The sequence below is a fragment of the Streptomyces sp. NPDC014991 genome, assembly GCF_043080665.1.
Taxonomy (GTDB): Bacteria; Actinomycetota; Actinomycetes; order Streptomycetales; family Streptomycetaceae; genus Streptomyces.
On the sequence record NZ_JBIBVY010000001.1, the window covers coordinates 475,863 to 501,033 of the forward strand.

The following is a 25,171-nucleotide window of genomic DNA, read 5'->3' on the forward strand; positions in this document are numbered from 1 at the left end:
GGAGCGCCTGACATGGCCGCCACTCAGGAAGAGATCGTGACCGGTCTCGCAGAGATCGTGAACGAGATCGCCGGGATCCCCACCGAGGACGTCCAGAGGGACAAGTCCTTCACCGACGACCTGGACGTCGACTCGCTGTCCATGGTCGAGGTCGTCGTCGCCGCCGAGGAGCGCTTCGACGTGAAGATCCCGGACGAGGACGTCAAGAACCTCAGGACCGTCGGCGACGCCACCGACTACATCCTCAAGCACCAGGCCTGATCCGCCGCGCAGGCAGCAGCCTGCCAGGCCCCGCCACCCGGCGGTGGCGCCGTCGAATCCCGTATCCGTTGGAGAAAGAATTCCCGTGAGCCCGACCAATCGCACCGTGGTCGTCACCGGTATCGGCGCAACCACACCGCTGGGTGGCGACGCAGCCTCGACCTGGGAGGCCCTCCTCGCCGGCACGTCCGGCGTCGGTCTCCTTGAGGAGGACTGGGCGGCCCAGCTGCCCGTCAGGATCGCCGCGCGGATCGCCGTCGAGCCCGGCGAGATCATCCCCCGCCCGCAGGCCCGCAAACTGGACCGGTCCGCGCAGTTCGCGCTGATCGCCGCCCAGGAGGCATGGAAGGACGCCGGTTTCACCGCCAGGGCCGGTGAGGACTCGTCCGTGAACCCCGACCGTCTCGGTGCGGTCATCGCCTCCGGCATCGGCGGTGTGACGACCCTCCTGGACCAGTACGACGTGCTCCGGGAGAAGGGCGTCCGCCGTGTCTCCCCGCACACCGTGCCCATGCTGATGCCCAACTCACCGGCGGCCAACGTCGGGATCGAGCTGGGTGCCCGCGCCGGTGTGCACACCCCGGTCTCGGCCTGCGCCTCGGGCGCGGAGGCCATCGGGTACGCGATCGAGATGATCCGCACCGGGCGTGCGGACGTGGTCGTGGCCGGTGGCACCGAGGCCGCCATCCACCCGCTTCCCATCGCCGCGTTCGGCAACATGATGGCGATGTCCAAGAACAACGACGACCCCACGGGCGCCTCCCGGCCGTACGACGCGGGCCGTGACGGCTTCGTGCTCGGTGAGGGCGCCGGCGTGATCGTCCTGGAGTCCGAGGAGCACGCGAAGGCCCGCGGCGCCCGGATCTACGCCGAGGCGGTCGGCCAGGGCATCTCCGCCGACAGCCACCACATCACGCAGCCGGAGCCGTCCGGCAACGGCATCGCGCACGCGCTGCAGAACCTGCTGGACAGCACGGACCTGAAGCCGGCCGAGATCGTGCACGTCAACGCGCACGCCACGTCGACCCCGCAGGGCGACGTCGCCGAGATCAAGGCGCTGCGGAAGGTGTTCGGCGACGACGTCGACCACATGGCGATCTCCGCGACCAAGTCGATGACCGGTCACCTGCTCGGTGGCGCCGGCGGTGTCGAGACCGTCGCGTCCATCCTGGCGCTGGTGAACCGTACGGCTCCGCCGACCATCAACGTGGACAACCTCGACCCCGAGGTCAACGCGGACGTGGTGACCGGTGCGGCGCGGGCGCTGCCCGAGGGCCGGATCGCCGCGCTGAACGACTCGTTCGGGTTCGGCGGGCACAACGTGGTGCTGGCGTTCAGGACCCTCTGAGCGGACACCTGACGAGGGGCCCTCACCGGTGGTGAGGGCCCCTCGTCATGTCTGCCGCCCGCGGGCTCACACCACCTGGTGCAGCCAGCGCACCGGCGCGCCCTCGCCCGCGTAGCGGAACGGCTCGAGTTCGTCGTCCCACGGCTTGCCCAGCAGCCGGGACAGCTCGCCCTCCAGGTCCGTCTCGCCCCGCTGGCTGCGTTGCAGGGCCGCGCGGAGCCGGTCCTCGGGGATGAGGATGTCGCCGTGGATGCCGGTGACGGCGTGGTAGATGCCGAGGCCGGGGGTGCAGCTGTAGCGCTCCCCCTCGGCGGTGGAGCAGGGCTCGGCGGTGACCTCGAAGCGCAGCAGGCGCCAGCCGCGCAGCGCGGAGGCGAGCTTGGAGGCGGTGCCGGCCTCGCCCTGCCAGGAGAACTCCGAACGCCAGGTGCCGGGGGCGGCGGGCTGCCGGATCCAGTCGAGGCTGACGCGCGTGCCGAGCACCCCGGCGACGGCCCACTCGACATGCGGGCACAGCGCGCGCGGCGCGGAGTGCACGTACAGAACTCCACGTGTCGTCACCGGAACCTCCGGGCAGAGCGGGACATCTTGCGGACTGGCTTCGGCGGCTGTGGCACGACGGCCGCGTTGATGGCGAGGCTACCCTGCGGCGGGGCAAGGAGTGTGACGTACCGTCGGTCCCGCTGCCAGGAAAACACCGCCATTCACCCAGGGGGACGCCTGTGCGGGGGTGTGCCGTTCCCGGGGGAGCCGGCCGGGAACCCCCGCACGTTGTCAGGGGAGGAGGCCGACCGTCGAGCGAGGGGAACACCAGGGATGCGAAAGCGAAGCCGCCGTGCGCGGGCCGTGCTCGCCGCCGTGGCGGCCGTCATGCTGGGCGCCGCCGGATGTGACGGCGGTGGGGGCCCGGCCGCGCCGGAGGGCACGAAGGCGCACGCGGCCCGGCCGCCGGTGTGGGACCGCAGCCCGGAGTCGATCGCCGCGGTCGGTGACTCCATCACACGCGGTTTCGACGCGTGCGCGGTGCTGTCGGACTGCCCGGAGGTGTCGTGGGCGACGGGCGGTGACGCCCGGGTGGACAGCCTGGCGGTACGGCTGCTGGGCGTGCCGGGAGCGGCGGAGCGCAGCTGGAACTACGCGGTGACGGGCGCCCGTATGGCTGACCTGCCCGGGCAGATGGCGCAGGCGGTCCGGCGCGGCCCGCAGTTGGTGACGGTCATGGCCGGCGCGAACGACGCCTGCCGGTCGTCGGCGTCGGCGATGACGCCGGTGGCCGACTTCCGCGCGGACTTCGAGAAGGCGATGCGCACCCTGCGCGCGGCGCTGCCGCGGACGCAGGTGTACGTGGCGAGTGTGCCGAACCTGAAGCGGCTGTGGTCCGAGGGCCGGACGAACGTGCTGGGCAAGCAGGTGTGGAAGCTCGGCGTCTGCCCGTCGATGCTGGGGAACGCGGACGATCTGTCCAGGTCGGCGATGCTGCGGCGGGACAGCGTGCAGCAGCGGGTGGTGGCGTACAACGCGGTGCTGAAGGACGTCTGCGCCAGGGACCGCCGCTGCCGGTTCGACGGGAACGCGGTCTACGACTACCGCTTCGGCACCGATCAGCTCAGTCAGTGGGACTGGTTCCATCCCAGCACGGACGGCCAGGCGCGGCTGGCGGAGATCGCCTACCGGAGGATCACGGCGAGGCATCCGTGACCTAGGGTTCCCACATGAACGAACTTTTCGGCACACTTCCCGACGGCACCCCGGTGCACCGCTGGACGCTGGAGCGCGCCGGTGTCCGGGTCCGGGTGCTGTCGTACGGCGGGATCGTGCAGTCGGTGGAGGTCCCGGACGGGGCCGGACGGGTGACGGACGTGGTGCTGGGGTTCCCGTCCCTCGCCGGCTATCTGGAGCATCCGGAGCCGTATCTGGGCGCCGTCATCGGCCGGTACGCCAACCGGATCGCGGGCGGCCGGTTCCCGCTGGACGGCCGGACGTACGCCCTGACGCGCAACGAGGGCACCAACTCGCTGCACGGCGGCGCACGGGGCTTCGACAAGCGGGTGTGGGACGTGACGCCGGCCGGGCACGGGGTGCGCCTCAGCCGGGTGAGCCCGCACGGCGAGGAGGGCTTCCCCGGCCGGCTGGAGGTCGCGGTGACGTACACGCTGACGGACACGGGGGCGCTCCGCATCGCCTACGAGGCGGTCACCGACGCGCCGACGGTCATCAGCCTGACGAACCACACGTACTGGAACCTGAGCGGATCCGGCCACGCGGGCGGACACGAGCTGCGGCTGGCCGCGTCCCGGTACACACCGGTGGACGCGGACCTGATCCCCACCGGCGCGCTGGAGGACGTGACCGGCTCCCGCCTCGACTTCCGTACGGCCCGGGTGGTGGGCTCCGGCTACGACCACAACCTCGTGCTGGACAAAGGGGTGAGCGAGACGGCCGAGGAGGTGGCCGAGCTGTACGACCCCGCGTCCGGCCGGGTCCTGACGCTTTCGACGACCGAGCCGGGCGTGCAGCTCTACACCGCCGACCACCTGTCCGCCCCGTTCACCCCGGGCGCCGCGATCGCCCTGGAGACCCAGCACTTCCCGGACTCCCCCAACCACCCGGACTTCCCCACCACGACCCTCCGGCCGGGCACCCCCTTCCGCTCCGAGACGGTGTACGGCTTCGGGGTACGGGGGCGGGACCGGTCCGGGGAGTGACGTTGCCCCGGTCCAGGGGTCAGGTCCCGGACCGGGGCTGTTCTGGGGGGCTGCCCCACTCGGTGGGGGACTTGTCCCGGATCAGACGTTAATCCGTGCGGTGAGCCTGCGGTCGGTGATCGAGCGTCCGGCGGCGATCTCGTACGAACCCTTCACACACGCCCACGCCTTCGCCGTCTCGTCCCAGACCTCGAAGGTCCGGCCTGGGAGTTCGACCCTCACCTCGGTGCTCTCGCCGGGGCCGGCCTCGGCGGAGGTGAAACCGGCCAGTCGGCGTGCGGGGCGCTCGGGGCCGGGACCGGCCGGGGCGACGTAGATCTGGACGACCTCGCGGCCGGCCCGCTCACCGGTGTTGCGGAGGCGGACGCGGACGGTGGTGCCGTCGACGTCCAGGGACTCGTAGGCCCAGTCGGTGTAGCCGAGGCCGTGGCCGAAGGGGTACGACGGGGTGCGGCCGGCCTTCTCCCAGGCGGCGTAGCCGATGAACACTCCCTCGTCGTAGCGGAGTTCGCCGTCGGTCGGGACGACCTGGGTGACCGGGGCGGCGGCGAGGGACCCCCAGGTGGTGGGCAGCCGGCCGCCGGGCTCGTGGGCGCCGGTGAGGACGTCGGCGAGGGCGGCACCGCCCTCCTGGCCGGGGAACCAGCCGAGCAGGACGGCGGCGGCCTCCTCCCGCCAGGGCAGTTCCACCGGGGAGCCCGCGTTGACGACGACGACCGTGTTCGGGTTGGCGGCGGCGACCGCGCGGACCAGGTCGTCCTGGCGGCCGGGGAGCCGCAGGTCGCGCCGGTCGAAGCCCTCGGACTCCACGCGGTCGGTGGTGGCGACCACGACGACGGCCGTGTCGGCATTCCGGGCTGTTTCCACGGCCTCGGCGATCAGCTCGTCGGCGTCGCGCCGGGGGCCGGAGTGGGCGAGCGCGAACGCGACGGCCTTCATCGGGAGGCCGTCGGGGAGCCGGACGACATGGGTGAGGGAGACGTCGACCGGCTCGCCCGCGGTGAGTTCGGCCCGGGCACGCGGCACGGGGGCGCCGAAGAACGCCTCGAAGGGGTCTCCCTCGCCGGGGCGCTGGTCGTCGTCGTAGTACGTCGTGCCGCCGACGGTGAGGGTGAAGTCCCCGGTGCCCTTGATGCCGAAGGTGTGCGTGCCGGACTCGCGCGGCGTGAAGGTGCCGGTCAGCTCGACGGTGTGGAGGGTCTCGTGGGTGACGCCCTCGGGGAGGTCGGTGCCCATCCACTGGATCAGGCCGCCGGGGGCGGAACGGGTGCCGATGACCTGGCCGGCGGCGTCGCGGCAGACGGCCCGCAAGGTGAAGCCGGCGTCGGCGACGACGAGTTCGGTGACGGGGTCGGCGCCGACGGCGTAGCTGAGGGTGCCGTCGGCGAGTGCGGCGGTGAGGCCGTCGAGCGGGGAGACGATCCGGGCCGGGAAGACGGTGGCGGAGCCGCCGCCGAGGATGCGGGCGTCCCGGGCGGCGGCGCCGATCAGGGCGACGGTGCCGTGGGGCTTCAGTGGCAGGGCGTGGCGTTCGTTGCGCACGAGGACGAAGGAGCGGCGGGCGATCTCGCGGGCCAGGGCCTCGCCGTCGACCGGCGCGGGCGGTGCGGCGACCACGGGTTCGGCACCCTCCAGGACTCCGACGCGGGCGGCGAGTCTCAGCACCCGGCGGACGGCCGCGTCGACCGTGGCCTCGCCGACCCTGCCCTCCCGCACCGCCCGGGCGAGGGCCTCGCCGTAGACGGTCCGCGGGCCGGGCATGGCCACGTCCAGGCCGCCCTCGATGGCGCCGGTGGTGTCCCGGGCGGCCGTCCAGTCGGAGACGTTGACGCCGTCGAAGCCCCACTCGCCGCGCAGGACCTCGTTGACGAGGTGGTGGTGTTCGGTCATCGTCGTGCCGTTGACCGTGTTGTAGGCGGTCATGACGCCCCACGGGCCGGCGTCGCGCACGATCGCCTCGAAGGGGGCCAGGTACAGCTCGCGCAGGGCGCGTGCGGGGACCAGGTTGTCGACCGTGAGGCGGTCGGTCTCGGCGTCGTTGGCGACGAAGTGCTTGACGGTGGTGCCGACGCCGCCGGACTGGACGCCCGACACGTAGCCGGTGCCGATGACGCCGGTCAGGTACGGGTCCTCGCTGTAGCACTCGAAGTGGCGGCCGCCGAGCGGTGAGCGGTGCAGGTTGACGGTGGGAGCGAGCAGGACGTGGACGCCCTTGCGGCGGGCCTCCTGGGCGAGCAGCACACCGGCGCGGCGGGCCAGTTCCGGGTCCCAGGTGGCGGCGAGCGCGGTCGGTGAGGGCAGGGCGACGGAGGGGTCGTCGGCGCTCCAGCGCACGCCGCGGACGCCGATCGGGCCGTCGGACATGACGAGGGACCTCAGGCCGATCCCGGGCAGTGCGGGCAGGCTCCACATGTCCTGGCCGGCCAGGAGGCGTGCCTTGGTGTCGAGGTCGAGGGTGCGCAGGGCGGCCTCCACGACCGCCTCGCGGGCCTGGTCGGCCGGGGTGGGCTGGGCTCCCGCCATCGCGGTTCCTCTCCGTCGGGTCCGTGCAGGTGCCTCCATCGTGCATCCGGGCAGGTGATCGCCGAGCGCGGTTACCGGGATGCGAGCCCGGCCCCGGTGGCCCAGGGGGTGGGACCGACGCGGCAGGGCCTGTCGGACCCGGAGCCGGTCGGCATGCCGGGCGCGTTCCGCGGCTTCCTGCGGCTGCCGGGCGAGCCGGCGGCCTGAGCGGGCGGGCCCTCCCGCGGCGCTCGGGCCTCAGCCGGCGGTCAGGGCGCGGTCGAGGAGGGGGGAGCAGGCGGTCCCAGCGGCGCGCCCGCCTCGACCTCCGGTCGGCGGCGCCACGTACTCGACCGCGGTCGGTGGCATGGCGCCGGAAACTCCCGTCGCGTCATACTGCCGCCGTCCACCGCATCACGCGCCCCACAGCGACGGAAGGACCCGAACTCCCTTGACCCGCATATGTCTTCGCCTCGGCTTCGTCGGTCTGGCCCTGCTGACCGGCCTGTCCGCCCCCGCCACCGTGGCCTGCGCCGGTCCGGCTGCGGCGCCCTCCGCCACCGTCGAGGAACAGCGGCTCGACCAGGCCGTACCGCGGGAGATCCTGCGGCGCTCCGGATTCGACGGGGTGGCGCCCGGTTTCCGCCGCGGGCTGGAGGGCGCGCACTCCTACGCGCAGGCCCGCCGCCTCGTCGTCCGGGAGGGGACCGCGCTGTGGCGACGGGCCGTGGCGCGGGCGCAGGGGCGGGGGCCGGCGGGGGGTGACCTGAGCAGGGACGACGATCGGCCGCTGTACTGGGCGCGGCTGGGGATGAGCCGGGAACTGCGCGGATGGGAACCCGGGTTCGGGTTGACCGGCGGGCAACGGGACGCGCTGCTGTCCGAGTTGGAGCGCACCTCGCGCGGGCAGACCGGCATCCGCTACCCCCGGGCGAGGCACCTGCGGCGCGTGCTGCTCACCGGCTTCGACCCCTTCACGCTCGACCGGGACATCCGCATCTCCAACCCGTCGGGGGCGAGCGCGCTCGCACTGGACGGCACGGTGATCCGGACCGACCGGGGGCCGGCGCGCGTGGAGACCGCCGTGTTCCCGGTGCGCTGGCGGGATTTCGCCGGAGGCACGGTGGAGCGCGCCCTGCGGCCGTACCTGCCCCAGGTGGACCTGTTCACGACCGTGAGCCAGGGCCGCGTCGGCCGGTTCGACATCGAGCGCACCAACGGCGCCTGGCGGGGCGGCTTCCCGGACAACGACGACGTCTCGCGGACGGAGACCGTCCCGGTCGCCGACCCGGCCTCGCAGCCGCAGTGGACGAGCACGACCCTGCCGTACGCCACCGTCGTGGCCGCCCGGACGGGACGCTTCCCCGTCTACGACCACACCGAGGTCACCGAGATCCCCGCGGGAGGCACGGACCCCGTCGTACGGCCGGACGGGCCGACCCCCGGCTCCACCGCCCGGGCCGGGGGCGGCGGCGACTACCTCTCCAACGAGATCGCCTACCGGGCCACGCTGCTGCGGGACCGGCTCGGGCTGCACGACACCCTGCCCGGCGGGCATGTGCACACGCCCGTGCTGACGTTCGGCACCGGTAACACCGACCCGGCGACGGGTGCGGTGACCGACCCGGAGTTCGTACGGAACCGGCTGGACATCATCGCTCAGGTGCGGTCCGTCGTGACGGTCGCGGTAGCTGCCACGGCGCGGGCGGCGCACGGCTGACGCACCCGGGTCAGCGGGGGGCGTCCTCCGTGTCCGGCTGCCCGACGGTGGCCGCGGACACGTCGGCGGCGCTCTCCTCGCCCAGCAGGTCGCGGGCGAGGAACGTGGCGCCGGCCACCGCGCCCGGCATCAGGAACACCGCGACGAACGGAACCAGGAAGGCCAGGCCCAAGGGGGTGCCGAAGCCCCAGACCAGGCTCTTGCGGGAGCGGAGCAGGGCGAGGCGGGCGCGCAGGTCGACACCTCGGCGCTGGAGCGCCACGGCGGCGAGTTCCTCGGTGAGGAAGAAGCCGGTGACGAAGAAGCCGAGCACGGGGACGACGGTCTGCCCGACGAACGGCAGGAAGCCGAGGGCGAAGAGCAGCACGCCCCACAGAGCGGCGCGGACCAGGACGCGCAGGCTGTCGCGGGCGGAGATCCACAGTTCGCGCCAGAGCGGGAGGTCCGAACGGGGCGCGGTGCCGTCGGGCGAGACGTCGGCGTCGGCCTTCTCCGACAGGTTCTCGTAGAAGGGCTGGCCGACCAGCAGGGTGACGGCCGTGAACGTCAGCACGGCCAGCAGCAGGCCGAGTGCGAACAGGACGGCGGTCAGGAGGCCGCGGAACAGGCCCTGCCAGGGGCTGGACCAGTCGTCCGCGAACGGGGTCGCCCAGCTGACCGCGTCCTCGCCCCACAGGGCGAGCGCGACCAGCGCGGCGGCGTACAGCACCAGCGTGATCAGTCCGGGCAGCAGCCCGAACCCGTACTGCCGTCCGTGCCGGGCCACCCACCGCTGGCCCTTCAGCAGATAACCGAAACCCACCCCGAGATCGCGCATGACAAGGACTTTACTGGCTCGGCGGCGGGGCGGATCCTCAGTCGTCCAGCATGCGGCGGAGCAGGTCCCGCAGGGAGCGGCGCTGCTCCTCGGACAGGCCGGCGAGGGGCTCGCGGGCGAAGTGCAGGCCCTCGCGGAGGTCCCGGGCCACGCGCCGGCCCTCCTCGGTGGCGGCGGCCACCTTCACCCGGCGGTCGGCCGGATCGGGGCGGCGCTCCGCCAGCCCGCGGGCCTCCAGCCGGTCCACGATCCCGGTCACGTTGGACGGCTCGCACTTCAGCTTCTGCGCCAGCTTGCGCATGGGCAGCGGTTCCAGCGAGAGCAGGCTGAGGAGGCGGGCCTGCGGGCCGGTCAGCGCGTGTTCGCCCGCCGCCTTCTCGTAGTCCGCGTAGAAGCGGGCCACGACGTCCCCGATCAGCTCGACGACCTCCAGGGTGAGCGCGTCGGGGCGGGGGGGCTTCGATGGGGTGGACATACCCACCAGGATACCCGGTTACTTGACATCATGAAATATCCATGAGCATGGTTGTTTCAGGTACTGAAGTAAAAGGAAAGGCGCTGTCATGATCAACCGCGAGTGGCACCTGCTCAGCCGTCCCGTCGGCTGGCCCAAGCCCGAGGACTTCGCCCTCGTCGAGGCACCGGTCCCGGCCCCGGGTGAGGGTCAGGTGCTGGTGCGGAACAAGTACCTCTCCGTCGACCCGTACATGCGTGGCCGGATGAGTGCCGCGAAGTCGTACACCGCCCCGTTCGAACTGGGCAAGGTCATGCAGGGCGGTGCGGTCGGCGAGGTGATCGAGTCCCGCGCCGAGGGGATCTCCGCCGGCGACCACGTCCTGCACTTCTTCGGCTGGCGCGAGTACGCGGCCCTGGACGCCAAGCATGCCGTCAAGGTCGACCCCGAGGCCGCGCCGCTCTCGACGTACCTCGGCGTCCTCGGCATGACCGGACTGACCGCCTACGCCGGCCTGCTGCGCACCGCCTCCTTCAAGGAGGGCGACGCCGTCTTCGTGTCCGGAGCGGCGGGTGCCGTCGGCAGCCAGGTCGGGCAGATCGCCAAGCTCAAGGGCGCCTCCCGGGTCATCGGCTCCGCCGGGTCCGACGAGAAGGTCAGGCTCCTGGTGGAGGAGTACGGCTTCGACGCCGCGTTCAACTACAAGAGCGGCCCGGTCGCCGAGCAGCTGCGGCAGGCGGCGCCCGACGGCATCGACGTCTACTTCGACAACGTCGGCGGCGACCACCTCGAGGCCGCCATCGGCTCGCTGAACCAGGGCGGCCGGATCGCCGTCTGCGGCATGATCTCGGTCTACAACAACACCGAGCCCGCCCCCGGCCCGAAGAACCTCGCCCGGTTGATCCAGACCCGCGGCCGGATCGAGGGCTTCCTGGTCGGCGACCACTACGACCTCCAGTCCCAGTTCGTCCAGGAGGTCGGCCCGTGGGTCGCCTCGGGTGCGCTGAAGTACCGCGAGACCGTGGCCGAGGGCATCGAGAACAACCTGGAGGCGTTCCTCGGGGTCCTGCGGGGCGACAACGTCGGGAAGATGGTCGTCAAGCTCTGACGGAGCCCTTCCGCGGTGGCCGCCCCCTTCTCGGGCGGCCTTCCCGTTGATTTCGACATGCGGTAAATTCTTTCCGAAATCCGTCGGTGATCGTGGGCGCGAGTCGCGGCGGACCGAAGAGGAGGACAATCGCATGCCCATCACGCAGTCCGACGTCCTGTACACCGCCGTCGCCACCGCCGAGAACGGCCGCGACGGGCGGGTCGCCACCGACGACGGGGCGCTCGACGTCGTCGTGAACCCGCCGAAGGAGATGGGCGGCAACGGCGCCGGCACCAATCCGGAGCAGCTGTTCGCCGCGGGGTACAGCGCCTGCTTCCAGGGGGCGCTCGGTGTCGTCGCGCGACAGGAGGGCGCCGACGTGTCCGGGTCCACCGTCACCGCCAAGGTCGGTATCGGCAGGAACGAGGACGGGTTCGGGATCATCGTGGAGATCTCGGCGAGCATCCCGAACGCCGACGAGGCCGTGGCGCGGGCGCTGGTCGCGAAGGCGCACCAGGTGTGCCCCTACTCGAAGGCCACGCGCGGGAACATCACCGTGACGCTGGTCTGACGGTCGTCGTTGCGTACGGGGTCCCTGCGGGGTGCCTGCGGGGGCGGGGCGTCGTGTGCGGGGTCCCTGCGGGAGCGGGGCGTCGTGTGCGGGGTCCCTGCGGGAGCGGGGCGTCGTGTGCGGGGTCCCTGCGGGAGCGGGGCGTCGTGTGCGGGGTGCGGTGAGCTGCCGGCCGCGGGTCGTCGTGGGCTTGTCGCGCCGTTCCCCGCGCCCCTGAGGGGGTTGGCCCTGCCGTTGGCCGGGATGTGCGGGGTGGGGGCGGCGCGTTGTTGGCCGCGGGTCGTCGTGGGCTTGTCGCGCCGTTCCCCGCGCCCCTGGCCGGGTTGGCCCTGCTGTCCGTCGCACAGGGGCGGGGTGGTCAGCTGCACCACCAGAGGAAGCGGTCGCAGGTCCTGGTGGGGGTCGGGGCCGGGGTGGGGGCCGTGGTCGTGGGGGTGTCCGTCGGGGTGGGGGTGGGCTGGGTGGCGGCCGGGGGTGCGGGGTCGCCCGCAGTGGCCGTAACGGAAGGTGTCGTCGACGGTTGATCGGCCTTGCCGGTGTCCTGGGCGGACGGGGATGCGGAACCCTTGTCCTTCGGGGACTCCGAGGCGGACGCGGAGGCGGACTCCGAGGCGGACGCGGAGCGGCGCGCGCCCGGGGTCGCACCGGAGACGTCGTCCAGGGGGTCCGCCGCGCGGGCCGGTGCCGCCGTTGAGGCACCTCCGTCCGCCGACGCCTCCCCGGCGGGGGCCGGCGTGTCCGCCGTGAATGGCGAGAAGGGCGAGAAGGGCATGTCCGTGCCCAGTTCGGCGAGGCTGAGGCCGCCCGCCGCGAGGACGAACCCGGCGGCGACCAGGGCCGTACGGCGGCGCCGGCGGCGATGCGCGGCGGCCTTGCGGTCGCGCCGGCTGTCCTCGGCCCGGCCACGGGCCCGCCGGCCGGTGGGCGCGACGGCATCCTCGACGTTCTCGACGTCCTCGGCGTTCTCGACGTCCTCGGCGTCCTCGACGTCCTCGGCGCCCTCGACGGCTTCCGTGAGCTGATCCGTGCGCTCCGGCTCGCCGTACTGGTACCCCCCGGTCGCTTCGGCGGGCCGGTCCGTGGTTTGCGGCTCCCCGTAGGCGTACCCCCCGACGGCTTCGGCGGGCCGGTCCGTGTGCTCCGGGGGCGGGTAGGCGTATGCCTCGTACGCCGTCGGTGGGGTCGGTGCGTACGTGGCCGGCGATCCGCACCCGGGGCAGGCCAGGGCGCCGTTGAGGTGCCGTTGGCACGGGTGACAGAAGTTCATGACGCCGGAAGACTAAGGTCCGCGCGACCCGGCTTCCAGGTGACGCTGTGAAGGTTTCGTGCGGGACCGAGAGAGTTCCTGCGAGCCGTGCCGAAACCGTTACCTGTTCGACCCATTGACACCCCTACCGCACCGTCCTTACTGTCACGCCAGCATTTCGAACGTGTGACGAAATTTCGAACAGCTGAGGGGCAACTGTCGTGCGCATCACCGGAATCAGCACGCACGTGGTCGGTACACCGTGGCGGAACCTGACCTACGTCCAGGTGCACACCGACGAGGGGATCACGGGTGTCGGCGAGACCCGGATGCTCGGTCACACCGACGCGCTGATCGGTTACCTGCGGGAGGCCGAGGCCAACCACATTCTCGGATCGGACCCGTTCGCCGTCGAGGACCTGGTACGCCGGATGAAGTACGGCGACTACGGCCGCGCCGGCGAGATCGTCATGTCGGGCATCGCGGTCGTCGAGATGGCCTGCTGGGACATCAAGGGCAAGGCCCTGGGCGTACCGGTGTGGCAGCTGCTCGGCGGGAAGGTCACCGACAAGGTCAAGGCGTACGCCAACGGCTGGTACACCACCGAGCGCACCCCGGAGGCGTACCACAAGGCCGCTCAGGGCGTCATGGAGCGCGGCTACCGGGCGCTGAAGATCGACCCGTTCGGCACCGGGCACTTCGAACTGGACCATCAGGAGACCTCGTACGCCGTCTCGCTCATCGAGGCCGTACGGGACGCCATCGGCCCGGAGGCCGAGCTGATGCTGGAGATGCACGGCCGCTTCTCCCCCGCCACCGCCGTCCGGCTGGCGAAGGAGATGGCGCCGTTCAAGCCGGCCTGGCTGGAGGAGCCGGTGCCGCCGGAGAACCTCAAGGCGCTGGAGAAGGTCGCGGCCAAGGTCGACATCCCGGTCGCCACCGGTGAACGCATCCACGACCGGATCGAGTTCCGCGAGCTGTTCGACAGCCAGTCCGTGGACATCATCCAGCCCGACGTCGGCCACATCGGCGGCATCTGGGAGACCCGGAAGCTCGCCGCGACCGCCGAGACGCACTACATGCTGGTCGCCCCGCACAACGTGGGCGGGTCGGTGCTCACCGCCGCCTCCCTCCAGGTCGGCTTCACCTCCCCGAACTTCAAGATCCTGGAGCACTTCAACGACTTCGCCGACGCGGAGATCAAGAAGGTGGTCAAGGGGGCGCCGGAGGTCGTGGACGGGTACTTCCACCTGTCCGACGCGCCCGGTCTCGGCGTGGAGCTGGACGTCGACGCGGCGGCCGAGTTCCCGCAGCAGCAGGCCCGGTTCGACCTGTGGGCCGAGGGCTGGGAGCAGCGCAAGCCGAAGGGCACTCAGTGAGTTCCCAGATCCTGGTCGAGGCGCCCGGAGTCCACCGGGTGCAGGCCCACACCCCCCGCGATCCCGCCCCCGGTGAGGCGCTGGTGGCCGTGCACGCGGTCGGCATCTGCGGCAGCGACCGCGAGGTGTACCAGGGCAACCGGCCCGAGGGGTACGTGCGTTACCCGCTCACGCCCGGCCACGAGTGGTCGGGGACGGTCACCGCGGTGGGGGCCGGGGTGCCCGGCGCGCTCGCCGGCCGCAAGGTCGTCGGCGAGGGCTTCCGCAACTGCCAGGTGTGCGAGCGCTGTCACGCGGGCGAGACCACGCTGTGCACGGCCGGGTACGAGGAGACCGGGTTCACCCGGCCCGGCGCCATGGCGGCCACGCTGACCCTCCCCGCCCGGTTGCTGCACGTCCTGCCCGACGACGCCGACCTGACGGCCGCCGCGCTGCTGGAGCCGGCCGCCTGTGTCGCCGCCGCCGCGCTGAAGGCGAACGCCCGGCCGGGTGAGCGGGTCGCGGTGGTCGGCACGGGCACGCTGGGCATGTTCGCCGTGCAGTTCCTCAAGGCCGTCTCGCCGGCGGAGCTGCTCGTCGTGGGCACGCGCGACGACCGGGAGGCACTGTCACGGCGGTTCGGGGCCACCGGCTTCCGGCTCCGGGACGAGGAACTGCCCGCCGGCTTCGACGTGGTGATCGAGACCGCCGGGTCCGCGTCCGCCGCGCGCACCGCCGCCGCACTGCTGCGGCGCGGCGGGCGCCTGGTCCTCACCGGTATCCCGGCGCCGGGCGCGGACGGGCTGGACCCGACCGATCTCGTCGTACGGCAGCTGGAGGTGCACACGGTCTTCGGGGCGCCGCCGGACGCCTGGGCACACGCGGTGCGGGTGTTCGGCGCCGGGCTGCTGGACCCGCTGCCGCTGGTCACGCACGAGCTGCCGCTGGCCGAGTTCTCGCGGGCCATCGAGCTGGTCGGGGCCGGCGATCCGGCGGTGGGCAAGGTGCTGCTCCGCCCCTAGTCGTGCGCCGGCCGGGGCGTGACCTGACGGCGCCCCGGCCGGCGTACCACCGGCGCCTTGCCGTACCCACAGCCGCGAACCTTGTCCGAAATATCGAACACGAAGGACAGCTTGTGACCGACGCTTCCGCCCCGGCAGTCCGCAGGCCCGGCGAGCAGGTGCTCGCCGCACTCGGCCTGGGGGCGCCCGCCCTCGACCCCGCCGACGCCTCCGCCCGCGCCTTCCCGGGCGGTGGCCGCTGGCGCACCGAGATCCCCTCGTGCGAGGGGCCCGAAGCGCTGGCCGTCATCCTCAAGGAGGCCTCGCGCCTCGACGTGCCGATCCACCGGATCAGCCAGGGCAGCGGCGTGTGGATGCTCACCGACGCCGAGATCACCGAGATGGTGGACGCCACCGCCGAACGCGGCATCGAACTGTGCCTGTTCACCGGCCCGCGCGGCACCTGGGACATCGGCGGCTCGGTACGGTCCGACTCGCGGGGGGCCGGACTGCGCGCCCGGGGCCACGACGCCGTGGCCGGCTGCGTCGAGGACGCCGTCCGCGCCACCGAACTGGGCGTCCAGTGCCTGCTCGTGGCCGACGAGGGCGTGCTGTGGACCCTGCACCGGGCCCGCGAGGCGGGGATCATCCCGGCCGACACCACGCTGAAGGTGTCGGCGCTGATCGGCCCCGTCAACCCGGCCTCGTACGCCGTCTACGAGCGGCTCGGCGCCGACTCCGTCAACGTGCCCAGCGACCTGACGCTGGACCACCTCACCGAGATCCGCCGGGTGTCCGGCGCCCCCATGGACATGTACATCGAGGCCCCCGACGACCTGGGCGGCTACATCCGGATGTACGAGGTCGCCGAGCTGATCCGCCGCGGCGCCCCGCTCTACCTGAAGTTCGGCCTGTCCAAGGCCCCCGGCATCTACCCGTGGGGCACCCACCTCAGGGACCTGACCCTGAACACCGCCCGGGAGCGGGTGCGGCGCGGCCGGCTCGCCCTGGACCTGCTCGCCCGGCACGGCGCGGACGACGGCATGGCGCCGCTCGGCTCCCGGCTGCCCGGACCGCTCCACCGCTTCCCCGTCGAAGCATCCGCTCCCCTCCACGCCGAGATCGACAAGGACTGATCCCATGCGCAACCGCAGAGCCGCACTCGCCGCGACAGCCGCCGCCGCCTCGCTCGCCCTGACCCTGACCGCCTGCGGGCAGAGCGGCGAGGGCGGCAGCAAGGAGAAGCCCGGCGACACCAAGGGCGCCACCATCGGCATCGCGATGCCGACCAAATCCTCCGAGCGCTGGATCTCCGACGGCAAGAACGTCGTGAAGGACCTGGAGGCCAAGGGCTACAAGACCAAGCTGGTCTACGGCGAGGACGACCCGGAGCAGCAGGTCTCGCAGATAGAGAACCTGATCACCCAGGGCGTCAAGGGCCTGATCGTCGCGGCCATCGACAACAAGTCCCTGGACAGCGTCCTCCAGCAGGCCGCGGACGCCAACATCCCGGTCATCTCCTACGACCGGCTGATCCTCGGCACCGAGAACGTCGACTACTACGCCTCCTTCGACAACGAGAAGGTCGGCAGGCTCCAGGGCTCGTACATCGTGCACAAGCTCGGCCTGGACAGCGGCAAGAAGGGCCCGTTCAACATCGAGCTGTTCGCCGGTTCCAACGACGACAACAACACCCGGTACTTCTTCAACGGCGCGATGAGCGTCCTGAAGCCGTACATGGACAAGAAGCAGCTCGTCGTCCGGTCCGGCCAGACCGCACTCAACAAGGTCACCACCCTGCGCTGGGACGGCGCCACCGCCCAGCGGCGCATGGACGACATCCTCACCTCCTCGTACAAGAGCGAGCGGGTCGACGCGGTCCTCTCGCCGTACGACGGCATCTCCATCGGCATCCTGTCGGCCCTGAAGTCGGACGGCTACGGCTCCGGGAACAGGCCGCTGCCGGTCATCACCGGCCAGGACGCCGAACTCGCCTCCGTGAAGTCGATCATCGGCGGACAGCAGACGCAGACCGTCTACAAGGACCTCCGCAAGCTCGCCGAGGTGGCCTCCACGATGGTCGACGACGTCCTGAAGGGCAAGAAGCCGCAGGTCAACGACGTCAAGTCCTACGACAACGGCAGCAAGGTCGTCCCCGCCTACCTGCTCCAGCCGGTCAGTGTCGACAAGAACAACTACGAGGACGTGCTCGTCAAGGGCGGCTACTACACGGCCGCCCAGCTGAAGTAGTCCCGCCTACCGACCGACCCCACACCTGATTGGAAGGCACGACCATGGCGGGACCCGTCCTGGAAATGCGCTCGATCGTCAAGACCTTTCCCGGTGTCACAGCGCTCTCGGACGTCACACTGACGGTACGTCAGGGCGAGGTCCACGCCATCTGCGGCGAGAACGGCGCCGGGAAGTCCACCCTGATGAAGGTGCTCTCCGGCGTCCACCCGTACGGCAGTTACGAGGGCGACGTCCTCTTCGAGGGAGAGCCCTGCCGCTTCAAGGACATCCGGGCGAGCGAGCAGCACGGCATCGTCATCATCCACCAGGAGCTGGCGCTGGTGCCGTACCTCTCCATCGCGGAGAACATCTTCCTCGGCAACGAGCACGCCACGCGCGGCTTCATCAACTGGAACGACACGCTCAGGCACGCCACCGAACTGCTGCGCCGGGTCGGTCTGAGCGATCACCCGGAAACCCGCGTCGCCGACATCGGGGTGGGCAAGCAGCAGCTCGTGGAGATCGCCAAGGCGCTGTCCAAGAAGGTGAAGCTGCTCATCCTGGACGAGCCGACGGCCGCCCTGAACGACGAGGACAGCGGCAAGCTCCTCGACCTGATCCTGGAGCTGAAGAACCAGGGCATCACCTCGATCATCATCTCCCACAAGCTCAACGAGATCCGCAAGGTCGCCGACTCGGTGACGATCATCCGCGACGGGCACTCCATCGAGACGCTCGACGTGAAGTCGGCGCGGACGACCGAGGACCGGATCATCAGCGGCATGGTCGGCCGCGACCTCGACCACCGCTTCCCCGAGCGCACCCCGCACCAGGCGCAGGAGGACACGGCGCCGGCCCTGGAGATCCGTGACTGGACCGTGCACCACCCGATCGACCAGCAGCGCAAGGTGGTCGACCAGGTGTCGCTCCAGGTCCGGCGCGGGGAGATCGTCGGCATCGCGGGCCTCATGGGCGCCGGCCGCACCGAACTCGCCATGAGCGTCTTCGGGCGCTCCTACGGCCGGTACGCGGGCGGCACGGTCCTCAAGGACGGCACGGAGATCCGTACCAGGACCGTCCCCGAGGCCATCGGGCACGGCATCGCCTACGTCACCGAGGACCGCAAGCACTACGGCCTCAACCTCATCGACACCATCAACCGCAACATCTCGCTGACCTCCCTGCGCAAGGTGGCCCGGCGCGGGGTCGTCGACGAGAACGAGGAGCGGCGGGTCGCCGAGCGGTTCCGCACGTCGATGAACATCAAGGCGCCGACCGTCTTCGAGCCGGTGGGCAAACTCTCGGGCGGCAACCAGCAGAAGGTCGTCCTCAGCAAGTGGATCTTCGCGGGTCCCGACGTGCTGATCCTGGACGAGCCGACGCGCGGCATCGACGTCGGCGCCAAGTTCGAGATCTACACGGTCATCGACCAGCTGGCGGCCGAGGGCAGGGCGGTCGTCTTCATCTCCTCCGAGCTGCCGGAGCTGCTCGGCATGTGCGACCGCATCTACACGATGGCCGCGGGGCGGCTGACCGGCGAGTTCTCACGGGCCGAGGCATCCCAGGAATCGCTGATGCGCCAGATGACGAAGGACAAAGAGGTAACCCGATGAGCACGGACGTGACCGCCAAGACGCCGGCACCGGCGCCGCCCGGCAAGAGCGGCGGCCAGGCCTCCGGCGGCCTGCTGCACCTGATCCTGGACGGCCTGCGCAACAACATGCGGCAGTACGGCATGCTGATCGCGCTCGGCCTGATCGTGGTCCTGTTCTCGGTGTGGACCGGCGGCGACCTGCTGCTGCCGCGCAACGTCTCCAACCTGGTGCTCCAGAACAGCCATATCCTGGTCCTCGCCATCGGCATGATGCTGGTGATCATCGCGGGCCACATCGACCTGTCGGTCGGCTCGCTGACGGCGTTCACCGGCGCCTTCGCGGCCGTCCTGACGGTGCAGCACGGCGTGGCCTGGCCCCTCGCCGTGGTGCTGTGCCTGCTGGTGGGCGCGGTGGCCGGCGCGGTACAGGGCTTCATGATCGCCTACTTCGGCATCCCCTCGTTCATCGTCACCCTCGCCGGGATGCTGATCTTCCGCGGCCTGACGGAGATCTTCCTGGAGGGCCAGACCCTCGGCCCGTTCCCGGACGGGCTCCAGAAGATGGGCAACGGCTTCCTGCCGGAGGCCGGTCCGGAGACGAACTACCACAACCTCACCCTGCTGCTGGGCGTCGCCCTGATCGTCTTCACGGTCCTGCGGGAGGTCCGCGACCGGCGCCGCCAGCAGGAGTTCTCCCTCGACGTGCTGCCCGGCAACATCTTCCTGCTCAAGCTCGTCGCCATCACCGCCGCGATCCTCGTCGTCACGATGCTGCTCGCCAGCTACAAGGGCGCCCCGATCGTGCTGATCGTCCTCGGCGTGCTGGTGGTCGGCTACGGCTACGTCATGCGCAACGCCGTCTTCGGCCGCCACATCTACGCCATCGGCGGCAACCTGCCGGCGGCCAAGCTGTCCGGCGTGAAGGACAAGAAGGTCACCTTCTACGTCTTCCTGAACATGGGCGTGCTCGCGGCCCTGGCGGGTCTGGTGGTCGCCGCCCGCCTGAACGCGGCCTCTCCGAAGGCGGGCCTCAACTTCGAACTCGAGGCCATCGCCTCGTCGTTCATCGGTGGCGCCTCCATGAGCGGCGGTGTCGGCACCGTCCTCGGCGCCATCATCGGCGGTCTCGTCCTCGGCGTGCTGAACAACGGCATGAACCTCCTCAGCGTCGGAACCGACTGGCAGCAGGTGATCAAGGGCCTGGCCCTGCTGGTGGCGGTCGGGTTCGACGTGTGGAACAAGCGCAAGTCCGGTTCGTAAGCGCCCAGACAAGGGAGCCGCACCCATGGAACTGAACAGACGCACGGTCATCGCAGGCGCCGCCGCGGCGGGCCTCGCCGCCACCGCCCTCGGCACGGGCGGCGCCCAGGCCGCCACCGGGGGCAGGAAGCCGGTGAGGGAGCCCTTCGGCACGCTCGCCGACGGCACGAAGGTCCACCGCTGGTCGCTGGAGAACGGCGGCACCCGGCTGAAGGTGCTGTCGTACGGCGGCATCGTGCAGTCGCTGGAGATACCGGACCGGCACGGCCGCCACGCCGACGTCGTCGCCGGCTTCGGTGACATCGCCGACTACGAGGCGAAGAGCCCGTACTTCGGCGCCCTGATCGGCCGCTACGGCAACCGCATCGGCAAGGGCCGGTTCACGCTGGACGGCACGAGCCACCAGCTGTCCGTCAACGACGGCGTGAACCACCTGCACGGCGGCGCCAAGGGCTTCGACAAGCACGTGTGGCACGTCGAGCCGTTCACCGACGGCTCCGACGTCGGCCTGCACCTGCACTACACCAGCGTCGACGGCGAGATGGGCTACCCGGGCACCCTCCGGACGAAGGTGACGTACACCCTCACCCGGCACGGCGACTGGCGCATCGACTACGCGGCCACCACCGACCGCGCCACCGTCGTCAACCTGACCAGCCACGTGTACTGGAACCTGGCCGGCGAGGGCAGCGGCACGATCGAGGACCACGAGCTGACGATCGCCGCCTCGCGTTACACCCCCACCGACTCCGGTCTCATCCCCACCGGCGAGCTGGCCGGGGTCGCGGGCACCCCCTTCGACTTCCGCCGGGGCAAGCCGATCGGCCGGGACCTGCGGGCGGGACACGAACAGCAGGTGGCGGCCAAGGGGTACGACCACAACTGGGTCCTGGACAAGGGCGGCACCGCCCGGCCCGAGCACGTCGCCACGCTCCGCGACCCGCGCTCCGGCCGCACCCTGCGGATCGCCACCGACCAGCCGGGCCTCCAGTTCTACTCCGGCAACTTTCTCGACGGCACCCTGACCGGCACCGGCGGCCGCACCTACCGCCAGGGCGACGCCCTCTGCCTGGAGACACAGCACTTCCCGGACTCGCCGAACCACCCGCACTTCCCGTCGACGGTGCTCCGGCCGGGGCAGACCTACCGGACGACGACGGTCCACACGTTCGGGGCGTGAAGCGGCTCACACAGCCGCCGAGTTGAACACCACTGACGCCCCCTCCGTACCAGTGGGCGGCCCGTGCTCCCCCGCACGGGCCACCCCCGGACGGAGGTTCCCTTGCCTGACAACGTCACCTCGTTGTTCCGCGACACCGCCGCGCACAGCCCTTCGATGGCGGCGCTGACGCGGCAGAGCGACGGGTCGGGCCCGGTGGACTTCTGCATCCCGTGCAACCCGTACTTCCCCACCCCCGCGATGTTCGAGGAGATGGGGGCCCGGCTGCGCGAGATCATCACGTACTACCCGAGCAGCGCCGACACCATCACCGCGGAACTGTGCGGTCTGCTCCAGCTGCCCCCGCAGTGCGTGGCGATGGGCAACGGTTCCACGGAGCTGATCACCTGGATCGACCACCTCCTCGTCCGCGAGTCCCTGGCGATCCCGGTGCCCACCTTCGGCCGCTGGACCGACCAGCCGATGGAGACGGGCAAACGGGTCGACATGTTCCCGCTCCAGGAGGCGAACGGCTTCGCCCTGGACCTCGGCCGGTACGCCGAGTTCATCCGCGCCCGGGGCACCCGGGTCGCGGTGGTGTGCAACCCGAACAACCCCGACGGCGGCTATGTGCACCGCCGGCAGGTGGTGGAGTTCATGGACGCCATGGCGGACCTCGACCTGGTGATCGTGGACGAGTCCTTCCTGGAGTTCGCCGACGCGGAGCCCGAGCCGAGCGTCGTCCAGGAGGCCGTGCTCCGCCCCAACGTCGTCGTGCTGCGCAGCCTGGGCAAGAACTTCGGCCTGCACGGCGTACGCTTCGGCTACCTCGTCGCCAACCCGGCGCTCGCGGGCAGGATCCGCTCGATGCTGCCGAAGTGGAACCTCAACTCCTTCGCCGAACACGTGGTGTTCATGCTGCGGGAGCACGGGCCCGAGTACGCGCAGAGCCTGCACCAGGTCCGCCGCGACCGGCTGGACATGGCCGGCCGGCTCGCCGCGCTCCCCGGCCTCACGGTCTACCCCTCCCAGGGCAACTTCCTCTTCGTGCGCCTCCCCGTCGGCGCCGAGGGCACGGTGGTCCGGGACCGGATGCTCACCGAGCACCGGATCCTGGTCCGCGAATGCGGCAACAAGATCGGATCCTCCAGCCGCTTCCTGCGGCTCGTGGTGCGCCCCCAGGTCGACGTGCGTCGCCTGGTGTCCGGCCTGGAACAGGTGCTCTACGAGTCCAGGAGGGGAGCCGCCGTACCCGGGCCGGGCGCCGGGACCAGCTACAGCTCGGGTACGGCGGCGGTCGACCGACTGGTCAGCGAGACCAACGGGGCGGGTCTGCCGGGGCTGGCCGCGCAGGCCGTCGCCCCGGCCGCCCCCGCCCCGTCCACCGGCACGGGTGTGCCGCTCCCCGCCGCCGTACCGCCGGCCGGCACGGGAACACCGCTCCCGGCAGCGGCCTCCCTCGCCCAGCCGGCCCCCACCCCCTTCCCCCAGCCGTCCCCCGCCCCCTTCCCCCAGCCGGCGTACACCCGGATGCCGGCCCCCCTGCCCACACCGGCGCCCCCACCCGTGCCCCCCGCCGTCCCCACCCCGGCTCCGGCTCCGGCGCCGGCTCCAGCGCCGGCACCGGCACCGGTCCCTCTGCCCACCCCGCCCCCCGCGCCCTCACCCCTGGCCCCCGCGGCGTTCGCCGCCTCCGCCCCCACTCCGCCCGGCGTCCCGGCCCGCGGCGGGCTCACCGCGGCGCAGGTGCGCGGGATGACGGCACCGGCCACGGGCCTGGCCCCCGCCCCCGCGACGGGCTGGCCCAACGCCCAGAGCTGGCCGAACGCGGCGGACATCGGCCAGGCGGGATAGGGCCTGGGTCGATCAGGCCGACACGCCGTCGGGCCGGTGGCTCAGGCCGGTGGCACCGGCGGGCGGCCAGTACGGCACGTCGGTCTCGGCCCGCGGAGCGGCCGCAGCAGCAGCGGGTCCGGCGACCGCCGACGGACATCGGGAGGAGCCCGCGTCCCCCTTCCGGGGCCGCAGGCTCCCTGCGCTCCCGTCAGGACTTCGGGCAGCTCTTCCACGCCATGTGGTACACCGTGCTGATGTCCCCGTCCGTCGAGTCCATCGTCATGAAGCTGACCTTGTCGGGAGCCGCGGTGCCGGCGTTCACCCGCAGCTCGGTGTTGATGTTGAAGTTGCGCAGCACCCCGCAGGGCGCCCAGACCAGCTGAGCCCAGTCGGTGGAGTCGGTGGCCTGCCAGTCGTCGTTGTAGGGGCCGCCGAACGGGTGGGTGCGGGGCACGGTGCTGGAGGAGCCCTGGAAGTAGTACGACGCCTTCTGCGTGGCCGTTGCGCCCCGCTGGAGTGAGGCGAAGCCGCGGTAGTCGGCGCTGGCCACCGCGTAGGTGAAGCCCTGCGGGACGTGGACCACCAGGTTGAGCTGGCAGTTCTTGCGGAAGGCCGTGGGATCGGAGTTGCCGCCGGCCTGGGCGAGGTAGGCGCTGTAGGTGACGGTGAAGGCCGTGTTGTCCGGTGAGACCGCCACGGCGGCCGTACCGGCCGGGCAGCCCGAGCCGTTCACCGTCGCCACGTCGATGACGATCTTGTCCGGGGGCGGGTCGTCGAACACGGAGGAGGGGCTCTGGGCGGGCAGTGCGGTGGTGAGCAGAGCGGCCACGGCGCCGCTCAGGAAAAGTCCACCAGCCATGGTGTCTCCCGGTTGTCGGGTGGGGGGTGAGCCTCCTTCCGGTGCCCGTCCGCAGGTGAAGGATCTGTGTGTCACCTGTGAAGCGGAGAGGGAGGCGTGGGCATCGTAGGAAGCGCACGCCTGGCCCGGCAGGGTGAACTCCGGCCATTCACACCGGGGTTTTCACGTTGTCCGGCCCACCGCTCTCCTGCGGCGCTTGACCATCCGGGCACCGGCGGGACTCGTCGCCCTCGTCGGCAAGCGGACGCACGAGTCATCGAGGAACGTGACCGCAGGCTCGTCACCGGGCTCACCACCGGACACGGCGCGGTCGCCGAGCCGACGAACGTCACGCCGCGGGCGCGCGCTCGACTCCTCACCGCCGCGGACGTCCACGCCTGCGCCGCGATCACGGCCCGGGACGCCGGCGCCGACCGGCTTCACGCCGAGGGCGCGGCCACCCCGGGCGTCGCCAGGGGACCGCACCCGCCTGCCGCGCGCTTCTCCTTCGGCTGACACGTCCGACGTGCGCGGAACAGCGCTGGGCCCTCTCGTTCGGATCAGGCCGGGCTCGCGGGTCCTGGTGCCGCGCCTCGCCACGTTGTCGTCGGTTGCCATGGCTCCGCCATGGCGCCCTCCTCCGCCTTGCGACGCACGGCACCAGGACCCGCTCCCTGATCCGGCCTGATCCGAACGAAAGACCCTAGGGGTTCTCCCATGCCGCCGGTTCCGCGGCGAGCGCCCGGACCGGTTCGGGCAGGGCGCCCGCGGCGAGGTCGGCGAGGGTGACGCCCTCCAGGATGCGGCGGACGTTGGCGCGCAGGGCGATCCACAGGGGCAGCAGGGGCTGGGCGGTACCGGTGTAGGCGAGGCCGGTCGGGCGTTCGCCGCGTACCGACACGATCGGGCCGTCGACCGAGCGGATGACGTCCGCCACGGTGATCGCCGCCGGGTCCCCGGCGAGCCGGTAGCCGCCGCCCCCGCCGCGCCGGCTGTCCACGATCCCGGCGCGCCGCAGGTCGCCCAGGATGCCCTCCAGGAACTTGTGCGGGATGTCCTGTACGGCGGCGATCCGCTCGGCCTTCACCGGGCCGTCACCCTGCCGTACGGCCAGCTCCAGCACCGCCCGTACCGCGTAATCCGCCCGCGCCGAGATCCTCATGCGTCCATTGTGGGGCG

23 protein-coding genes are annotated in these 25,171 nt (G+C 71.8%); 16 read left to right on the top strand and 7 right to left on the bottom strand.

The genetic code is table 11. The features are described 5' to 3' along the window. The first annotated feature begins 12 nt into the window (after window positions 1-12). Together ACF1BE_RS02170 and fabF are read left to right on the top strand one after the other, a co-directional pair. Entirely contained in the window at window positions 13-261 is a 249-nt protein-coding gene (locus ACF1BE_RS02170) for an acyl carrier protein (protein ID WP_356816124.1), read from the top strand. A gap of 85 nt (window positions 262-346) precedes the next feature. Continuing rightward, the gene (gene fabF, locus ACF1BE_RS02175) at window positions 347-1,609 is read left to right on the top strand and encodes a beta-ketoacyl-ACP synthase II (RefSeq protein ID WP_392197064.1); all 1,263 of its coding nucleotides are present in this window, start codon (window positions 347-349) and stop codon (window positions 1,607-1,609) included. 66 nt (window positions 1,610-1,675) lie between these two features. Here the strand turns inward: fabF and ACF1BE_RS02180 are convergent, their stop codons facing one another. Then, complete coding sequence (locus ACF1BE_RS02180) at window positions 1,676-2,170, bottom strand: DUF3145 domain-containing protein (protein ID WP_392197065.1); 495 nt, start codon at window positions 2,168-2,170, stop codon at window positions 1,676-1,678. A 255-nt stretch (window positions 2,171-2,425) separates the two neighbouring features. Between ACF1BE_RS02180 and ACF1BE_RS02185 the strand changes: the two genes are divergently transcribed. Both ACF1BE_RS02185 and ACF1BE_RS02190 read left to right on the top strand, forming a co-directional pair. Continuing rightward, on the top strand, window positions 2,426-3,307 hold the full coding sequence (locus ACF1BE_RS02185) for an SGNH/GDSL hydrolase family protein (RefSeq protein WP_392197066.1): 882 nt from the start codon (window positions 2,426-2,428) through the stop codon (window positions 3,305-3,307). A gap of 14 nt (window positions 3,308-3,321) precedes the next feature. Continuing rightward, window positions 3,322-4,314, top strand: a complete 993-nt coding sequence (locus tag ACF1BE_RS02190) for an aldose epimerase family protein (protein WP_392197067.1) — start codon at window positions 3,322-3,324, stop codon at window positions 4,312-4,314. Between the two features lie 81 nt (window positions 4,315-4,395). On the opposite strand, the gene ACF1BE_RS02195 is transcribed toward ACF1BE_RS02190, so the two are convergent. Continuing rightward, window positions 4,396-6,837 (bottom strand): glycoside hydrolase family 3 protein, encoded by a 2,442-nt coding sequence (locus ACF1BE_RS02195; protein WP_392197068.1) that lies wholly within the window; start codon window positions 6,835-6,837, stop codon window positions 4,396-4,398. A gap of 54 nt (window positions 6,838-6,891) precedes the next feature. Between ACF1BE_RS02195 and ACF1BE_RS02200 the strand changes: the two genes are divergently transcribed. Both ACF1BE_RS02200 and ACF1BE_RS02205 read left to right on the top strand, forming a co-directional pair. Then, window positions 6,892-7,044: a hypothetical protein gene (locus ACF1BE_RS02200; protein WP_392197069.1), complete on the top strand. Its 153-nt coding sequence runs from the start codon at window positions 6,892-6,894 to the stop codon at window positions 7,042-7,044. A 223-nt stretch (window positions 7,045-7,267) separates the two neighbouring features. Next, window positions 7,268-8,536: a pyroglutamyl peptidase gene (locus ACF1BE_RS02205; protein WP_392197070.1), complete on the top strand. Its 1,269-nt coding sequence runs from the start codon at window positions 7,268-7,270 to the stop codon at window positions 8,534-8,536. A gap of 10 nt (window positions 8,537-8,546) precedes the next feature. Here the strand turns inward: ACF1BE_RS02205 and ACF1BE_RS02210 are convergent, their stop codons facing one another. Further along, window positions 8,547-9,353 (bottom strand): EI24 domain-containing protein, encoded by an 807-nt coding sequence (locus ACF1BE_RS02210; RefSeq protein ID WP_392197071.1) that lies wholly within the window; start codon window positions 9,351-9,353, stop codon window positions 8,547-8,549. A 37-nt stretch (window positions 9,354-9,390) separates the two neighbouring features. Next, window positions 9,391-9,828: a MarR family transcriptional regulator gene (locus ACF1BE_RS02215; protein WP_362222731.1), complete on the bottom strand. Its 438-nt coding sequence runs from the start codon at window positions 9,826-9,828 to the stop codon at window positions 9,391-9,393. Window positions 9,829-9,916: 88 nt separating this feature from the next. On the opposite strand from ACF1BE_RS02215, the gene ACF1BE_RS02220 reads away from it, so the two are divergent. Together ACF1BE_RS02220 and ACF1BE_RS02225 are read left to right on the top strand one after the other, a co-directional pair. After that, entirely contained in the window at window positions 9,917-10,915 is a 999-nt protein-coding gene (locus ACF1BE_RS02220; RefSeq protein WP_392197072.1) for an NADP-dependent oxidoreductase, read from the top strand. 133 nt (window positions 10,916-11,048) lie between these two features. Continuing rightward, window positions 11,049-11,468 carry an organic hydroperoxide resistance protein gene (locus tag ACF1BE_RS02225; RefSeq protein WP_392197073.1) on the top strand — a complete coding sequence of 140 codons (420 nt, stop codon included), beginning with the start codon at window positions 11,049-11,051 and terminating at the stop codon, window positions 11,466-11,468. 358 nt (window positions 11,469-11,826) lie between these two features. On the opposite strand, the gene ACF1BE_RS02230 is transcribed toward ACF1BE_RS02225, so the two are convergent. Then, entirely contained in the window at window positions 11,827-12,735 is a 909-nt protein-coding gene (locus ACF1BE_RS02230) for a hypothetical protein (protein ID WP_392197074.1), read from the bottom strand. A gap of 200 nt (window positions 12,736-12,935) precedes the next feature. On the opposite strand from ACF1BE_RS02230, the gene ACF1BE_RS02235 reads away from it, so the two are divergent. From ACF1BE_RS02235 to ACF1BE_RS02270, 8 genes are all read left to right on the top strand, one after another. Further along, the gene (locus ACF1BE_RS02235; protein WP_392197075.1) at window positions 12,936-14,093 is read left to right on the top strand and encodes a mandelate racemase/muconate lactonizing enzyme family protein; all 1,158 of its coding nucleotides are present in this window, start codon (window positions 12,936-12,938) and stop codon (window positions 14,091-14,093) included. After that, on the top strand, window positions 14,090-15,094 hold the full coding sequence (locus ACF1BE_RS02240; protein WP_392197076.1) for a zinc-binding dehydrogenase: 1,005 nt from the start codon (window positions 14,090-14,092) through the stop codon (window positions 15,092-15,094). Before ACF1BE_RS02235 ends, ACF1BE_RS02240 begins: the two co-directional genes overlap by 4 nt. Window positions 15,095-15,207: 113 nt before the next feature. Further along, on the top strand, window positions 15,208-16,209 hold the full coding sequence (locus tag ACF1BE_RS02245) for a hypothetical protein (protein WP_392197077.1): 1,002 nt from the start codon (window positions 15,208-15,210) through the stop codon (window positions 16,207-16,209). Between the two features lie 4 nt (window positions 16,210-16,213). Continuing rightward, the gene (gene chvE, locus ACF1BE_RS02250; RefSeq protein WP_392197078.1) at window positions 16,214-17,323 is read left to right on the top strand and encodes a multiple monosaccharide ABC transporter substrate-binding protein; all 1,110 of its coding nucleotides are present in this window, start codon (window positions 16,214-16,216) and stop codon (window positions 17,321-17,323) included. A gap of 44 nt (window positions 17,324-17,367) precedes the next feature. Further along, complete coding sequence (mmsA, locus tag ACF1BE_RS02255; protein WP_392197079.1) at window positions 17,368-18,918, top strand: multiple monosaccharide ABC transporter ATP-binding protein; 1,551 nt, start codon at window positions 17,368-17,370, stop codon at window positions 18,916-18,918. After that, a complete protein-coding gene (gene mmsB, locus ACF1BE_RS02260) occupies window positions 18,915-20,159 on the top strand; it encodes a multiple monosaccharide ABC transporter permease (protein WP_392197080.1) in 1,245 nt (414 codons plus the stop codon). Before mmsA ends, mmsB begins: the two co-directional genes overlap by 4 nt. Before the next feature lie 25 nt (window positions 20,160-20,184). Then, the gene (locus tag ACF1BE_RS02265; RefSeq protein WP_392197081.1) at window positions 20,185-21,339 is read left to right on the top strand and encodes an aldose epimerase family protein; all 1,155 of its coding nucleotides are present in this window, start codon (window positions 20,185-20,187) and stop codon (window positions 21,337-21,339) included. A 102-nt stretch (window positions 21,340-21,441) separates the two neighbouring features. After that, window positions 21,442-23,172 (top strand): aminotransferase class I/II-fold pyridoxal phosphate-dependent enzyme, encoded by a 1,731-nt coding sequence (locus tag ACF1BE_RS02270; RefSeq protein WP_392197082.1) that lies wholly within the window; start codon window positions 21,442-21,444, stop codon window positions 23,170-23,172. A gap of 190 nt (window positions 23,173-23,362) precedes the next feature. On the opposite strand, the gene ACF1BE_RS02275 is transcribed toward ACF1BE_RS02270, so the two are convergent. Together ACF1BE_RS02275 and ACF1BE_RS02280 are read right to left on the bottom strand one after the other, a co-directional pair. Next, window positions 23,363-24,013, bottom strand: coding sequence for a DUF4360 domain-containing protein (locus ACF1BE_RS02275; RefSeq protein WP_392197083.1), 651 nt, complete (start codon window positions 24,011-24,013; stop codon window positions 23,363-23,365). Window positions 24,014-24,695: 682 nt separating this feature from the next. Beyond that, a complete protein-coding gene (locus tag ACF1BE_RS02280) occupies window positions 24,696-25,154 on the bottom strand; it encodes an RrF2 family transcriptional regulator (protein ID WP_392197084.1) in 459 nt (152 codons plus the stop codon). Between the last annotated feature and the right edge of the window lie 17 nt (window positions 25,155-25,171).